The organism is Paenibacillus sp. V4I7 (assembly GCF_030817275.1).
Classification (GTDB): Bacteria; Bacillota; Bacilli; order Paenibacillales; family NBRC-103111; genus Paenibacillus_E.
In genome coordinates, this window is sequence record NZ_JAUSZD010000002.1 from 4,474,111 (window position 1) to 4,490,524 (window position 16,414).

Sequence of the window (16,414 nt, forward strand, 5' to 3'; positions counted from 1 at the left end):
TGGATGCTGCCGTCCTCAATGCCGGTTACCTCAAGCGTTGGCGCGGGCAGGCCTGCACGAGAATCAGCTTGGACTTCTGGTCCGGATTCCTCTTTTTGCTCGAGATATGAGCGCCCTTCTGATCATGCCCATTCTCTCGATCGCGAGCACGAAGTTCAGTCGTCCTGAAGCTTCTCCTTCCGCCAGCTTCTTGTTGATATAGCTCGTAATATCCAGGCTGGCATAGGTATTGGCGGTAGCGCGCGAATAGCTGACATCCCCTACTTTCTCCCCGTTCGCCGGCGCGTTCCCCCAGGTTAACTTCGTTTCGTCGAAATCGGGAACTTCATAAATACTTACGATTTCGCTCGATCGGGCCGTTCCCATAAGCTCGTATATATAGAGCTGGATATCGGCCTTTTTGACATATTTCAAAGCGTTGCCCATCAAGTCATACGAAAGATATACCTTTCTCGACGAAGAGCCCGTTGACGGCGTTTTGAGCTGCAGCTCTACTGGTCGATTGTAACCTGAATGACCGACGATTGAATCTTTGTTGTAGTGGCTGCATATGCTGTGCTAATTGTAGACCTTCCCGTCAAACTTGGAGTGCCAAGGCCTAGCGTCTGTGTTGCCATGAGGAGAGTCGTGAATAACGCAGCAAATTTGGATACACGCAAAGATTGCTTATCTTTCAATACCGTTCAGCTCCTTTTTTGAAATCAACATGCTAAACTTTCAACCAAGCAAAATGCAGGAATCGCCTCCTTTCAGTAGTTCATTCTATAAATAAGGGTAATTTTTATTGAGGATCAATACGTTGATCCTCCACTGCAGGCCTTCAGCGGTCCGAAATCGTATTTTCACGATACCGTCCTTTCGCTGCATGACCGGCAAAATGTCCGTCGCAAATTCGCCAGCTTTCAGCGCTTTCTCTGGCTTCCATGAGCATTGCCCTACGATCTCAACCTCCGTGTAAGAGGGTGAGTCACGATCTCCGGATACAAAGAGCAGATCGTACCTGCCTTTAGGCAGCTCGATCATGAAAATCTTGTCGCTAGTACCTCCAATAAAATCTCTTCGAAGTTCGTCAGGCTCCCCACGATCCGTCGCTATGAGATCTTCAGCGCACTCCCAACCGATACCGGAATATGACGTGAATACGATTTCCGGCGATATTTTGCGGAACATTTGGCCGAGGACGCCTTCGACATGAGCCTGTCTGGGCAGCGCTTTGTAATAATCCTTGGCCAGCAAGTCCGGATCAACACCAAAATCGAGCCGGTAAGCTGCCAGTTTTGATTCCCGATGATTGCCGGCATAATAATCGAATGTGAAGTGATCGAGAGTCTTAAAATGATGCGTGTCTTTGTTTTTGCCAAGAAACACTCTCCGACACGTATGGGCCTCGTGAACACGCGGATAACTCCCGTTATTTGCGGCTACTTTTTCAGACTTGGATAGGAACAACTCGGGCAATAAAGATTCGGTCTGCGGATAAATCGCATATTCTCCGTTCTTAACCGTTTCAAACGAGATTTGTTTATCATCCTGTCGATATTCCAGCGCTCGCCATAAAGCTCCAACTAGGTGCAATACAAATACCTTCTCAGCCAAACCAAACGGGTTGCGCATCACAACCTTGGTTCCTGCCATGCTTCTGATCTTGACCCAAATCGTACGCCCCTGTTTCATCTCGGCGCTAACCTCGAATGCCCCAACAGCCAGCAAGCTTTGGAAAGCACAATCGCTCCATTTCTCATATGACCGCACTTTCTTCTCAACATCATGCTCGTACAAGCCTATCGTCATTTCTTGCTCGGACTCTCCCGACGGTACCGCCGGGAACACGTCGATAACGCCGTTATAGCTTTGCAGCAGCATCTCGTTAACCGAAGCAACGATCTCTCCGGATGCCTCCATCATGTTGGGGTGATACAACGGCTCATTCGTAATGTTGCAATAGTTCATCCAACGTTCCGTTTCTTCGGCAAACAACCCGTTGCTCCGCAGCGACAAATCAATGCCTTGCTCGTATAGCAGCCTCAGCGCCGTATTCCCTTTGCCCAGCCTTGAGGCGGCGCAAGAGAGCCAACCGAACTGAAACATTCCAAATTCGGTATGGTTCTCCGCGAAGCAAAGCGTATTCTCTGCCCTTTTCCGCAGCGATTCCTCACTATCTTTGTTGATTTCTCCAATCGGATAAATCGGCATAAGCAGCGAGGGATGTCGCAAATGCAAGTCTACGGGCGCCCATTCCGAATCCAGGAATACATCGCCATACCGACTGGAAAGGCCTCTCGGATAAGGGGCCAAACGATCTACCATTTCCCTCCACCTGATTCGGTCGGCTTCCGCTTCTCCAAGCAGCTCGTTTGCTTCGCTCGCGATCTTCAACAAATATTTGACCGATGAAAGCGTACAAACCGAGTTACGGGTCAAAGGACCCTGTTCCGGCGAAATATCAGGGAATACGTGATATCGTCCTTTTTCCACATCAACCTGCAAATAGCCTTCGAAAAACCGGGCGATCTGCTTAAACAACGGATAGGCCTTCTCTTGCAAAAAGTCCAGATCCATACTATAGCGGTAATAGTCCCATACAAATTGCGCACACCAAGGCCAGATGCTCAAATACAACGCATGCGGGTAATCCCCGGCAACACCTTCGAGACCGTAAAACTGCTTCGCCATTTGCTCGGCAAGACTGACATATGACAACAGTCCGTCATTGAACGCTTCCGCCACTTCAAGGTGATTGGCGGTGTAGAGCGGCCAGAAAGCAGCCTGAATGTTAACGTCCCAGTACCACATGCTGCCCCACTTGGTCGGCTGCTTAATGTCCCATAAACCATTCAGTCCGCATGCTTGTTCACGCATTTTGCCTCCTTTTCCGCTGCAGCAGGCGATCGCGTATAAATTGATATACCATAAATCTTCGATCATTTTATCGGGCACGGTGATCGAGGAACGACTCCAGAAGCTTCTCCAATGGTCTTGATGACTCGTTGCCATGTCCTTGACTCGAGAAACGGACGTGTTCAATCTTTGCAAGGCGGTATGAAACAGATCCTTGGTCTCTTCCTCCGTTATGACCGTTGTCAGCAGTGTCATGTTCTCCTCCGCATCGTGTAGGAGAATTCGAACGGAATCGGTAGAATCATCTGTGCTTCCCTTCACTCCGATCAACTTCATCATCACGATGAATGAAAACGGATCGTATTGTTCCTTATCCTCGCCGTCCGGATAGAAGGAACCTAGATAGTAAAACGTCGTATCATCCAGCTGATGATACTTCACATTCATATCCACGTACCTTCTGGAAGGGACATACATGGACACGGATTTTAGCAATAAGGCGTTGGTCTGTCTGATTTCCGTTATGACATAATCACCATCATTGGCGATAAATGTTCTGACGCCAAGCTTTTCTTCACCCTTCTCGATCCGTAAATTGACGACTGCCCTCTCAACATCGAGCTCAAGTGAATAGTAGTCCGGCTCCGCCAGATCCTGAGATGGAAACAGATGAATTTCTCCGGTGGGATAATGGGAGGATCCACCCGCCGATTTGCCGTATTTTCTGTACATGCTGCTGTTTGATAATGCATCGCCATATAGAAGTAATGGGCCTTGATCGGGATTTCGATACAGCTCGGTTGCCCTTTGTCTCAATTCATCGAAAGTGCGTCCATATTGAAGCGAGAAATCATGCCCTTCACCATTCCGGTACTTCTTACTATACCGATGGAGCTTCTGATAATAGACCTCGTAATGATTGAGCGCCAGCGTCAGCCTGTTATCCTCGAAAAACACCATACCGCCAAAATGTCCGTTGCCGAGCGGCAAAGCCTCGTTCCAACTGCTCGGGGCATTTTCGAATGTAACGGTTCTCACATTGTCCCTCCCTTCTCTGGTCGTTTACCAATATGGTTTCCAATCACTCATAACCCTTACCAACGCTTCAAAGTAATAATAATCCCCCCAAATGCAGCATTCGTCGATACCGTTTCCGAGCGGCTTTCCATAAACAGCGTGGAGCAAAATGCCATTGGAGCATGGATCCTTCTTAGCTGTATAACGGTCTTTCAAAGACTTCAATATAAGAAGAGAGGCATTCTCGTATATGCGTTTGTTATTGTCCAACAAGGGCAAATGTTTGATGAGCTCAAGCATGCCGCATACGGCGATAGCTGCAGCTGAGCTGTCTCTTTCTTCTTCACCCTCTGTGAATGTTAAATCCCAATAGCATACATAATCGTCTGGAAGCCTATTCAAATAGTAGTTCGTAACTTTTTGTCCGATGTCTAGTAATGCTGCGTCCCCAGTGTACGCATAACTAAGTGGGAATCCATACAAAGCCCAAGCCTGCCCGCGCGACCAACACGAATCATCAGAGTACCCTTGTGATGTCTTGCCATACTTGGGTTCCCCTGTATCCACATCCATGTAGAACGTATGATAGCTGGAGGCGTCTTCTCTGATCAGATGAGCAGCTGCTTGCTTGACGTGAGTTTCAGCAGCTCGAGTATATTTCCGCTCACCGGTCATTTCGCTAGCCCAATACAGAAGAGGCAGATTCATGCAACAGTCGACAATCATGCGACCGCGCTGGTTCGGGTTATTCAGATCGCCCCAAGCTTGAATGATTCCCGCTTTCTCAAAATACCGTTCAAGAAGTAAATCGGCGGCTTGGATCGCTAACTGTTTGGCTTCCTCATTACCCGTCAACTTATAGGCGGAAACACTGGAAAGTGTATAGAGAAATCCCAGATCGTGAGTGGCCGTATGTTCTTTTTCTTTTAGCCGTATCTTGTAGCTTTCTAATTGACCTTCAGCCGTATTTCGATATTTCCTTTCGCCTGTAATTTCATAAGCTAACCACAGCATCCCGGTCCAGAAGCCTGGGGTCCATTCTATATTGCCCCATGGCTCGTAGATGTTATTTGTACTGGACGGCGATGGAAACCTATCCGTGAACGTATCCAGATTACGGTCGATCTGCGAAAGTATGAATTGAATGGCGTCTTCACAACCCGATTTGGTTAATACAGGAGCATCTGCGTATTTGCTTAAATTTCGAATTCCTTCATCTTTAGCCTTAAACAATGGGATCTCCTTCCTTTACTCCTTGATTGCCCCGATCATAACGCCTTTGACAAAATACTTTTGCAAAAACGGATATAGGCAGATGATCGGTAACGTCGAAACGATAATCGCTGCGTATTTAATGGTTTCACCAATTGCATATTTGTCGTCGCTTGCTGAACCCGTCATCATTGAATCTGTGTTGTTGGATATCAAAATTTCGCGGAGCACGAGCTGTAGCGGATACGCTTCGCGGTCTCGTAAATAGACCAGCGCGCTAAAGTAGGAATTCCAATGTCCTACTGCATACCACAAAATCATGACGGCAATCACCGGCATCGACAGCGGAATGATGATACGGAATAAAATCGTCCAGTCGTTTGCGCCATCCATTCTTGCAGATTCCTCCAAACTGACCGGGATACCTTGGAACGAGGTGCGCATGATGATCATGTTGAATGTATTGATCGCGCCGGGAATGAGGAGCGCCCACATCGTATTCATCATCCCGAGATCGTTCACGAGCAGGTAAGTCGGGATCAAGCCACCGTGGAACACCATCGTCACGACAATAAAGAACATGATGATATTTTTGAAATATAAATTCGGTCTAGACAACACATAAGCACCGATCGACGTCATGAACAGGTTGATTGTCGTACCGAACAGCACGTACAAGAGCGTGTTCTGGTACCCTTTTATGATCATCGGGTTCTCGAATACAGCTTTGTATGCACCAAGATCAAAGCCTGCCGGTCTGAACATCAGCCCACGATTCTGCAGTAATGATGTCGCATCGCTGAATGAGGCGAACAGCACATACAAGAACGGGTACAGCGTGACCGCGCAAATGCTAATCATGAACAGCGTATTTATGTATCCGAACGTGCGTTCCCCAGCAGTTGGTTTCATGTCCTAATCTCCTCTCTAAGTCCTTAAAAGATGATCTCCAGCTACCACAGTTTATTTTCGCTGATCCGCTTGACGAAGCTGTTGGCCGAGACAATCAGAATAAAGCTAATTATGGAATTGAATAGCCCGACAGCGGCCGTAAAGCTGTAGCTCGCCTCGAGTACTCCTTTGCGGTATACGTAGGTCGAAATGACGTCCGCCGTCTCATACGTGAGCGGATTATACAGAAGCAGCACCTTTTCGCTGCCGACCGTCAGCATATTGCCCATCTGCAAAATAAACAAGATGACGATCGTCGGCATGATGCCAGGAAGCGTGATGTGCAGCGTCTGCTTCCAGCGGTTTGCACCGTCCATCCGGGCAGCCTCGTACAATGACGGGTCGATGGTGGCAATTGCCGCTAGATAAATGATCGACCCCCAACCGACTCCCTGCCAAATACCGGATGAAACAAACAGGAAACGGAACCAACCCGATTCTTTTAGGAAGTCGATCGGTTCGATGCCGAAGGCACCGATGATCTGGTTAATGAGACCGGTACGGCTTAAAAAGTCGATCATCATTCCGGCCACAACAACGATCGAAATGAAGTGAGGTAAATAGGAGATCGTCTGCACGAATCGTTTGAATATGCTATTACGGATCTCATTAAGCAGCAGCGCTAGGACAATCGCTGCCGGAAAACCAAACATAAGTTCGAATAAATTGATCAACACGGTGTTCTTAATCAATCGCCAGAAATAAATACCGTTAAAAAAGCTTTCAAAATGCTTGAATCCACTCCAAGGGCTTCCCCAAATTCCTTTCGCCGGCGTAAACTCTTTAAAGGCAATTTGCAAACCGTACATCGGTCCGTAATGGAAGATGAGGTAGTAGGCGATAACGGGAAGCGCCATCAAATAAATGGTCCAATGACGTTTCAAATCGGCACGAATGGTTTGCCGAACGGTCGGATTACGATAGATTTTGGATGCTGCACTGCTCGATTGAACGTTTCCGGTGCTTTGCGTCATCGTCTCACCTTACCTTTCTTTTTGATTTAAATACGAAATCTGGGAGATGAGCCCGTTTCATCTCCCAGTCCAAACTTTCGATGATTAGCGCTTGTTGAAGCGCTCAAGTGCCGCTTGCTGAATTTTGATTCCATCTTCGATACCCATGCTCTGAATCTTCTTCACGTATTTGTCGAAATTATCGATAGGCTCCACGCCCATGATGAACTTGAGCAGCATTTCGTCTTGATACGTCTGAATGTCCGTCATGAGCGAAGCGAATTTGCTGCTCTCTTCCTGTGTTGGCGAAACGAGCGGCATTTTGCGCTCGGCGGTCGGTTTGGACCAAATTTCCAAAGCGTTTTTCTGCTCTGGAAGCACGAGATACTGCAATTGGAAATTGTCGCTGAGCACGAACGGCGCGCTCCAGGTCGCCCGGTTATACTTCGCTAACGATTGCTGGACACTAACTCCGGCAGGAGGGTTTAAGATTTCCGGTAAGAATGTAGCTTTGCCGTTTTCCATCTTGTAGCTGACACCTTCTAAGCCATAGTTGAATAAAAGATCTCCTTTTTCGCCATATGCGTAATCGAGCCATTTGACCGTTTCGATCGGATTTTTGTTGCTCGTCGTAATTGCGCCTCCGTAGCCGTTAGAAGCAAAATCTCTTTGTCCCCAAATCGCTTTGTCCCCGGCTTTCAATACCGGATATGGAGCGGCGACGAGTTTGAATTTCGGATCTTTATCCTTCATTAGGGTGCCGAACTTGCCTACGCCTCCTCCGTTGAATTGCACGGATGCACCTAACAGGTTCGTCGTCATTTTGTTATCGAACAATTTTTCGTTCGGGGCTGCGAAATCCTTATCCAGCAAGCCTTCCTTATACCATTTGTTCATCGTTGTCAGGAATTCCTTAAACTCTGGCTGAATCGGGCCGTATTTTACTTTGCCTCCGTCTTGATAAAAGCTGTAATTAATTCCCCATGCTCCGAGGAATGGAGCGTCTGTCGCGATCAGACTTTTATCCAGGTAAAATGGAATTTCGTCCGCTTTGCCATTGCCGTTCGGATCTTTTTCTTTAAACGTTTTCAGCACGGTGTACCATTCGTCGATCGTCGTCGGCATTTTCAACCCGAGCTTGTCTAACCAATCCTGGCGGATCGTCGGTCCAAAGAATACTCTAACCTTGTCGTCACCACGCAAAAACGGAAACATGTATATGCTGCCCTCATCCGTCGTAATTTGCTTTTTCCAGTCTGGGTGTTCGTTCAACAGTTTTTTCAGATTCGGCGCATATTTATCAATCAGATCGTTCAGCTTAATAATTTTGGCGTCTTTAATCGCTTTTTCGGGACCGCCCGGATAACCCGTTGTCCAGCTCGTTTCCAGTATATCTGGCAGTTGGTTGGAGGTAAGCATCAGGTTAAACTGTTCTTTGGCCTGTTGAGCATCTAGCGGGGGATGTTGAAATTCGACCTTTACTCCAGTTATTTTTTCTAGCTCCTTGTACATTCCCATTTCTGCGAACGTTTTCATTTGTGAAGAAGCAGCAGAATGGTTGGCTACCCAGTAAGTAAGATTCGTCAGCTTCGGCGGCTGCGATTCTTTGCTTGACCGCGGTGAAGCTGAGGACGTCTCGCCCCCGCTTTGTTTACTGCATGCGGCAACCGAAACTGCGAGTGCGGAAACCAGTATGATGGAGCCTACTTGTTTCATTTTTTTCTTCATGGTTCTTGCCTCCCTTTAATAGTTAACTGCTATGTTGCTGGTTAAACCGGGCTATTGCAGTCCTGGCTTCTGGTTCCAAGTGTAGCCTCAACCAGCGGGAAATGAATACTCTCTACTTTTCATATCCGTTATATTTTCGTAAGAAATGCATGGCAGCAGAAAACAAATCAGTCCAACATTAAAAATCGTCAGTATACATTTACATAATAAATATGGGCAGTCCCCTATGAGGCTGCCCTTTATGCATCTGAACCGGTTTTGCCCGGCATCATCGTTTCACGGTATTTCCCTGGGGTAATGCCCTCCAGTTTTTTGAATGCGCGGATGAATACGACGTCGTTATTATAGCCGACCTTTTGAGCGATTTGCGCGATTGTCAGCTCCTTGTTTTCCATTGACCGCTTCGCGAATTGGATCCTTTTGTGCGTGATATAATCCAATAGATTTTGTCCTTGATTTTTTTTGAAGAAGGTGGAAATATATTGCGGAGTCATCCGGAAACGCTCAGCGATAAGAGCCAGTCCGAGATTCGGATCGCCAAGATTATGATCCAACAGGCCAACAATCTCCTGCAGCAGCTGCGTGTTGTGATCGGATCGTTCGACATTGAACGAGCGGGTGAGCGTTTCGTACAGCTCCTTCGTTTTACACTGCATGCCATGCGCCGTCGGATAGCTGAAAACCGCTTTAATCGGATCGAAGTCCGCTCCAAGCACTTCTTCCTGGTTCGTATTCGTGGAGTTAAGGATTTTCAAGAAGGTGCTTGTTACGTTAAAGAACAAGCATTTTCCCAGCTCCGGTGTCATGTGGCTGGAATCGAAATTCATCGAATAAATCTTATCGAGCAGCTTTTCAACATTGTCGGTATCGCCGCTCCGAACGAAATTGGTAAGCTGTATCTCAATTTCAAGCGGATAATAATAGTGCTGATTGACACCGATAATATCCTGGAAGTGGATAATGGCATTTTTGCCCAAAATGAGCCTATATTCAAGAGCTGCCAGTGCTTCCGGATAAGAATCGCGAATCGCTTTGGGCCCTTGGTTGATCCCTCCGACAGCCACGGTAATACCGATTTGGAATCTTTGTGAAATGACGCTATAGAGGGACTGGGTGATTTCCCTAATATCGGATTCGGCGAGTTCTTCTCGACTCTCCGTCAGATTAATAAGGAGCGCAAGCCGATCGCGGTCGAGCTCGACTGAGAATCCTTTATGATTGGGTCCAATTAGGTCTACGCCGATATTTGAAACAATAAACCTTGCATGCGCCCATTGCTGTTCGGATTCTTCTTCGGTGAAACCAATAATGTCCTCAATCTTAACAAGCAGAACGGCAAAACGGTCACTTACAAACGACAAGTCCATAAAACTAAGTGTATCTTCGCTTTCGGCTGTAGCATCCACGTCCATATATCCGTTCAAAAGACGGGACAAATAGTTAGCCCGGATGAATGGGATTTGCTGCGCCAAGGTACTTCGCAGATTCTTCTCTTCGTGGATCGAGCCTTCGATCGTTTGCCGGATAAATTCGTATTCGTTAGAGACAGGACGACCAATCATATCCTTTCCATTCATAATCGCGCTCACGGTTTTTTGGAGAGGCTTGTAATTCCGATAGGCCCCAAAGCTGACAGCCAGCAGCCCGGCGATCAAGCACAGCGCAAAAAGTCCGAGCGACCAATTCTGTATTTGATTGACTTGCTGCATAAAAACATCGTTTGGCGTTATGGATACATACTTAAAGCCTGCTTTTTGCGAGGACGCTAACGAAACAATTTGATTCTCACCCGCCAGCCGATATTCGAACGGATCGGTGATTTCTTTAATGCGCCCCAGTAGTTCGGACGGAAACGGCCTATCACTGTTGCTCATAATCGTCCTTCCAGCATCGTCAAGGATGTAGATGGCGCTATGGCTTGCCGACTCCAGCTGCGCGAATAATTGTTTGACTTGGTCGACGTCAATCAAGACGATAAAACTGCCAAGATTGTCAGATTGCGAAAGGATGGGCAGCGACTGCACATACGTAATAACATCCTTAGAGATAATTGGGATATTTTCGGGTGAATAGGAATCGGTGGTACTGCTGAAGAGTGAAGCGACCGGCAAGTAGGACATCTTATGCTCGTTCTGGAGCAGCATTCGCCATTGATCGTACGACATGTTCTTCATGGCGTAGTAGGTGGAATAAAACGTTCGCGAGTCAGTTACCAAATCCGCCTTGACGATTGTATCGCTGATAGCGAAATAAACGTAGTAATCGAGAATAAAATTGCTGGTCATGCTGCGATACCTGCTCATCTTGTCCCGCATGAATTGAACAAACTCATATCTGTCAACATCGTTCGCGTTAGCCGGAATTTTAAGCATATAATCCAACTTGGGGTCGAACGCGACCTGACGCATTAAAATATCCACTTCCGACAATTTGTTGTCAAGTGACAGCTTCAACTGCTCAAGCATCGCCGCATTGGATCGTGTCGTGCTTTTTTCCAGACTTTGCTCCACTTTGGCATACAAAAATAGCCCCATTGCAAGCGGTATCAGCAGAATAAACAAATTGGAGGCGATCATCGTCATTAACGCGCTTTTTCTACTGTCGATTAGACGTAAAATCAGTGGCATTTTCAAAACAGGTCACGCCCATTTCTCAAATTTATTTACTAAAAATTGTATCCTCACTCGTCCAAAGTTGCAATACATCAAATTTACTGCAACCGACCCCCGTTGAACGAGGGTCGGTTTTCCAATGGAAGTAGCAGTCAGACTGTGAAATTCACAAAGTGGGAGCTGCATTTGCCAAATATGATTTTTGGGACAGCCCCTCTATTTAATTATAAATTCAATTAAAATATTTCGTCAATTTATTCTATATGTAATTAAAATTTTATTTTACTTATCATGCAGTAAAAATCAAACAAAGCCTATGATCTTGTCTTATTAAATGAACAATTCCAGGTGCAATGGACAATGATTAAAGGCAATGTGATCTAAAGATGATAAACTCAGATGAATATGAACGAACAATGTGTTCGATAATACGGTTTTAGCTCATATACTCATATTGCAATCATAAGGATATAGGGATGTGATGCCATTGCATATACATGTCACTGATCATGGGGATACTCTGAGGAAAATTGCCGACAGATATTATTGTGAATTAGAAAATATTTTATCACTTAATCCATATATTCATAATATTGATTTGAATTTGGATGCTGATGTTCAAATAAAACTGCCCGCCCCACTGCTACCTGTGCGAGAGATCTATGATACGATTACTTCATGCCCTCCCGAATCATCAGGCCCCTCTTTGGATCAATGGATTCCCCTAACTTCAATCGAGCAAATGGCCCAAACCGATTATGATGTGCTTATCGTCGGCAGTGGTGCGGGGGGCGGTGCCGCTCTCTGGAGATTATGCGAACAGTGGGGAAACAACGGTAAGCGGATAGGCATGATTGAGGCCGGAGATCTTCAATTGCCTACGCATGCGTTTAATTTGCCTACTTTAAATGAACAGCGCGCTATAGAATACTGGGAACGTATTGCGGAAAGACCGGGGCAGCGTTGGCTGGATTATCCAGGTGCAAAAATGGTAAAAGCCTTGGGCGGTAGAACCCTTTTATGGTATCTGTTTTCTCCTCGCTTCAACCCTTCGGCTTTCCGTTCTTGGCCTATCACTTATAAGGATCTTATGCCCTATTATCAGATCGCTGAAAGAATAATGAATATAACTAGTAACTATACCCAAGGATCCTCACTGCAGGAAATGCTTCTCGATCGTCTTCTAATGGGCGGATTTCCAGAGGCAACTGCTATACGTATAGCAGCTGATCTTATAGGGACGAAATATGGGCAGGTTCATTCGAATGTCTTTTTCAGTTCACTCGTATTTCTGGCTTACGCTTTGAATATCAGGCCGTTCGATCTGGCCGTAAATACGCGAGCCATACAGGTTTTAACCGAAAAGGGTAAAGCTGCAGGTGTCAGGGTTATGACTTCCGATAAGAAAATGTATACCCTGAATGCAAAGACGATCATCGTCTCGGCCAGCACGTGGGAAACTCCGCGCCTTCTGCTAAATTCCAATATGCCGAACGAAGCCATTGGGAGATATCTCGTGCATCACCCCGAGTATGTGGCAAATGGATGCCTAAACAGGGATCAATTCCCGGAGGTTCTTGGCGTTGCCACTATCGTCGTTCCGGGCTCTGCTGAGCGAAATTATCAACTCATAGGCTTTTCCGATTTTTTTTATCATTACATGGAAAGGCCGCTGCTGAAAACAACTCGGATTGTAGTGAAGGTTTACGGCATCGTGGAACCGCGGTTTGAAAACCATGTTAGCCTCGACCCATTAAAACGGGATGCTTATGGCGTGCCTCTGCTAAATATTCAGTTTTCCCACAGCGATAAGGATCGGGTTCTTCTTCACGAAATGTACGCTGCCCTATTAGCTTTTTCTACGACAATGGAGCTTTCACTGGAAAGCCCGCCCCTGATGAGTCCTACCGGTTATGACAATCATGAGTGCGGCACGTGCCGAATGGGGGATAATCCCGCTACTTCTGTAACCAATCGCTTCGGTCAGGTCCATGGCATATCCGGCCTTTACATAGCAGATAACAGCGTCGTGAATCTGTCTTCGCCGGCCAATCCAACGCTAACGACGATTGCTTTGGCCATGCGTACAGCCGATTACATCATCGAGCAAATGAAATAAAAGCGTCAATGCTGCCTGAAAGGAGCACGATCAAATTGTCGGAAAACCAACGATCTTTAAAATCGTTTCATATTGTATTTATTGCTGCCGAAGTCGAATATGATTCCGAACATTCCTTGTCTGAAATCGCCAGAGAGGCGCAGCGGCTCGGGGCTCGGACGACATTGTTGACGGCTTATCCGTCTCCTGCAAATCCAGCTAATATTCCCGGTCTCGAGGTACTTGCCGATGCGGATCTGGCCGTATTCTTTATTCGTTATCGAACTTTGCCTGAAGAGCAATTCCGTCATATTCGGGATTATATTGAACGAGGTAAACCGATCATCGGATTTCGTACCAGCACGCATGGATTTCTGTATCCGAAAGGTCATCCCCTTGAAGTATGGAATAAAAAGTTTGGCATTGACGTATTGGGAGCTCCATGGATAAAGCATTACGCCTATACATCAGGTACGGATGTATTCGTGGAACCAGGAGCGAGACAGGATCCAATTTTAAGCGGGGTTCCGGATAAATTCCATGTGCGATCATGGTTATATGTTGTTTTGCCGTATCCACCAAAAGGATCAAACATATTGCTTTGGGGACAATCCGTCGATCCGGAATTAAAACCGGAGCCAGGCACCGAGATCAATCCAGTTGCATGGACCTGGAATAATTATGCCGGAGGACGCACCTTCATGACGACGATGGGCCATCCCGAGGACTTTCAAGTCCCCGCTTTCCGCAAGCTCGTGATGAACGCTATTCAATGGGCGTTAGGTATAAATCCAAGTTTGGATCGGACGGAACTGGAAGGCAGAGTGCCCATTCAAAGCGGCGGTGATGCCCGCCCCTCTGCGTCTCTCCCAAAGAAAGTGCCATGGATTCCCTTGACTCCGGTCGAGAAAATGGCACAAACCGATTATGATGTGCTCATCGTCGGCAGCGGGGCAGGCGGCGGGGCCGCTCTTTGGAGATTATGCGAGCAATCGAAAAAAAGCGGTTTGCGGATCGGCATGATCGAGGCTGGAGATCTATTATTGCCGACACATGCACATAATTTGCCTACATTCAATCAAAGTCGGTTTGATCAATATATAGAGAGTCCGCCATATGTAGAATCTGTGGGGAATTTATGGCCGGATTATCCGGGTGCGCGAATATTCAGAGCGCTAGGCGGTAGAACCCTGCATTGGTATTTAATGAGTCCCCGTTTCCGGCCTGAAGAATTTATAAACTGGCCAATTACCTATCAGGAACTACTTCCCTATTATCTTACTGCTGAAGAAATCATGAACGTAACCGGGGAATATACGGAAGGTTCTGCTCTCCAGGAAACGCTTCTTAAACGTCTACGATTTGGCGGATTTCCAGATGCATCGAGTATTCCTTTAGCTGTTGACCTGAATGTTACGCGATATGGGCAAGTCCACTCGAATGTCTTTTTTAGTTCCATTATATTTTTGGCATACGCTCTCAACACAAGACCTTTTGATCTTGCTGTAAATACGCGTGCCGTGCAGGTTCTCACCGAAAGCGGAAGAGCCTCGGGTGTGAAGGTCGTCACTTCGGAACACCAAACCTATACCATCAAAGCCAAAACAGTCATCCTTTCCGCCAGCACCTTTGAAACGCCGCGTATTTTATTGAACTCCCAAATACCCGGTGGAGCCATCGGTAAATATTTAGTGAATCATCCATCCGTTTTAGCGTATGCGAAAATAAACCGCAACCAATTTCCCGAAGTATTGGGAAATGCGGCAATCATGGTACCAAGCGCTGTCGATCGGAATCATACATTTTTTATTTTAGGAACAGATCCCGTGAATTACTGGTGGTACCATTATGAGGAAAGAAAACTTCTGGATGAATTGAGGTTCAGAATGCTCGGCCTGACAACCATGGAGCCGCGAATGGACAATCATGTCAGTCTTGACCTGAGCAAACTGGATTCCTACGGGATGCCTTTATTGAAGGTGCAATTTTCTTACAGTACCCAGGATCTGGCCAAAATCCGTGAATTGACGACTACCATTCATGCTGCTGCCAAAGCCACGGGACTGGAATTTTACGAAAATCCTTGCCTCCTGCCTCCAGGTTTGGATAATCATGAAGCGGGAACGTGCCGAATGGGTGATGATCCCTCAACCTCGGCAACGAATCGGTATGGGCAAATCCACGGCGTACCCGGTCTTTATGTGGCCGATAACAGCGTTCTACCTCTTACCGGGGCTGCCAACCCAACACTTACAACCGTTGCCTTAGCGATTCGCACCGCGGATTATATCCTTGGGAAAATTTAGAATTTTACTGGCGAAAAACTCAGAGGAGGATGACAGTGTTTAATCTCCCTATTCATATCAAAACTTATCGGATGTCCGGACCCAGGTTGAATGTACTTTACCCGGTCATTGTGGAACTATCGGATAGTTCCATGCAGCAGCAGATCAATCAACTCATTGTTGCTGAGGTTAAAAAGCAGATCCATCAGCAGGGATACCCGCAAAATCCCAAAGAATTATCCGGTTATTATGAAATAAAAACGAATGAGCGAGGTGTATTAAGCTTATCTCTATATAATGAGTCAAACGCTAGCGTTGATCACGGATGGACGCTGCAAAATTCGCTTACCTTTGATGTACAAACCGGAAAGTTATACACCTTGCAAGATTTATTCGTTCACGGCGAGGACTATGTGCAAAGCGTTTCCGAAATCATTGGACAACAGATCAGAGATCGTCGTATTCCATTGCAGTCCGAATTCAAAAAAATAAGGCCCAATCAAGATTTTTATATCGCCGATAAAGCTCTGGTCGTTTATTTTCAACTCGAAGAAATCACGGCATATGTTTATGGGTTCCAATATTTCCCTATTTCGGTTTATGAGATTCAGAATATCATTAATGAGCAGCCCCTTGGTACGATGATGTATTAGGGAGTCAGTTAACCCATATATTGAATTCAACTGATAAAGGAAGGGATGCCATTTGCATATCTATGTC

The 16,414-nt window shown here is 46.4% G+C and carries 11 protein-coding genes; 3 read left to right on the forward strand and 8 right to left on the reverse strand.

All coding sequences use genetic code 11. The annotated features are described in order from the left end of the window. Positions 1–63: 63 nt before the first annotated feature. The 8 genes from QFZ80_RS21675 to QFZ80_RS21710 form a co-directional block, all read right to left on the reverse strand. The gene (locus QFZ80_RS21675) at positions 64–552 is read right to left on the reverse strand and encodes a CBM96 family carbohydrate-binding protein (RefSeq protein ID WP_307564182.1); all 489 of its coding nucleotides are present in this window, start codon (positions 550–552) and stop codon (positions 64–66) included. Continuing rightward, entirely contained in the window at positions 492–677 is a 186-nt protein-coding gene (locus QFZ80_RS21680) for a hypothetical protein (RefSeq protein WP_307554270.1), read from the reverse strand. The genes QFZ80_RS21675 and QFZ80_RS21680 overlap by 61 nt, the downstream gene beginning before the upstream one ends. Positions 678–762: 85 nt before the next feature. After that, complete coding sequence (locus QFZ80_RS21685) at positions 763–3,876, reverse strand: glycosyl hydrolase family 95 catalytic domain-containing protein (protein ID WP_307560930.1); 3,114 nt, start codon at positions 3,874–3,876, stop codon at positions 763–765. 24 nt (positions 3,877–3,900) lie between these two features. Further along, positions 3,901–5,088 (reverse strand): glycoside hydrolase family 88 protein, encoded by a 1,188-nt coding sequence (locus QFZ80_RS21690; RefSeq protein WP_307560933.1) that lies wholly within the window; start codon positions 5,086–5,088, stop codon positions 3,901–3,903. Between the two features lie 15 nt (positions 5,089–5,103). After that, the gene (locus tag QFZ80_RS21695) at positions 5,104–5,979 is read right to left on the reverse strand and encodes a carbohydrate ABC transporter permease (protein ID WP_307560935.1); all 876 of its coding nucleotides are present in this window, start codon (positions 5,977–5,979) and stop codon (positions 5,104–5,106) included. A gap of 41 nt (positions 5,980–6,020) precedes the next feature. Further along, positions 6,021–6,992 carry an ABC transporter permease gene (locus tag QFZ80_RS21700; RefSeq protein ID WP_307560937.1) on the reverse strand — a complete coding sequence of 324 codons (972 nt, stop codon included), beginning with the start codon at positions 6,990–6,992 and terminating at the stop codon, positions 6,021–6,023. Between the two features lie 84 nt (positions 6,993–7,076). Further along, complete coding sequence (locus tag QFZ80_RS21705) at positions 7,077–8,699, reverse strand: type 2 periplasmic-binding domain-containing protein (protein WP_307560939.1); 1,623 nt, start codon at positions 8,697–8,699, stop codon at positions 7,077–7,079. 239 nt (positions 8,700–8,938) lie between these two features. Continuing rightward, complete coding sequence (locus QFZ80_RS21710; RefSeq protein WP_307564184.1) at positions 8,939–11,326, reverse strand: helix-turn-helix domain-containing protein; 2,388 nt, start codon at positions 11,324–11,326, stop codon at positions 8,939–8,941. A gap of 466 nt (positions 11,327–11,792) precedes the next feature. Here QFZ80_RS21710 and QFZ80_RS21715 point away from each other — a divergent pair, with 466 nt between their 5' ends. The 3 genes from QFZ80_RS21715 to QFZ80_RS21725 are packed head-to-tail and all read left to right on the forward strand — an operon-like array spanning position 11,793 to position 16,347. After that, entirely contained in the window at positions 11,793–13,430 is a 1,638-nt protein-coding gene (locus tag QFZ80_RS21715; protein ID WP_307560941.1) for a GMC oxidoreductase, read from the forward strand. 35 nt (positions 13,431–13,465) lie between these two features. After that, positions 13,466–15,715, forward strand: a complete 2,250-nt coding sequence (locus QFZ80_RS21720) for a GMC oxidoreductase (protein WP_307560943.1) — start codon at positions 13,466–13,468, stop codon at positions 15,713–15,715. Positions 15,716–15,744: 29 nt separating this feature from the next. Continuing rightward, the gene (locus QFZ80_RS21725; protein ID WP_307554252.1) at positions 15,745–16,347 is read left to right on the forward strand and encodes a DUF3298 and DUF4163 domain-containing protein; all 603 of its coding nucleotides are present in this window, start codon (positions 15,745–15,747) and stop codon (positions 16,345–16,347) included. The last annotated feature ends 67 nt before the right edge of the window (positions 16,348–16,414 follow it).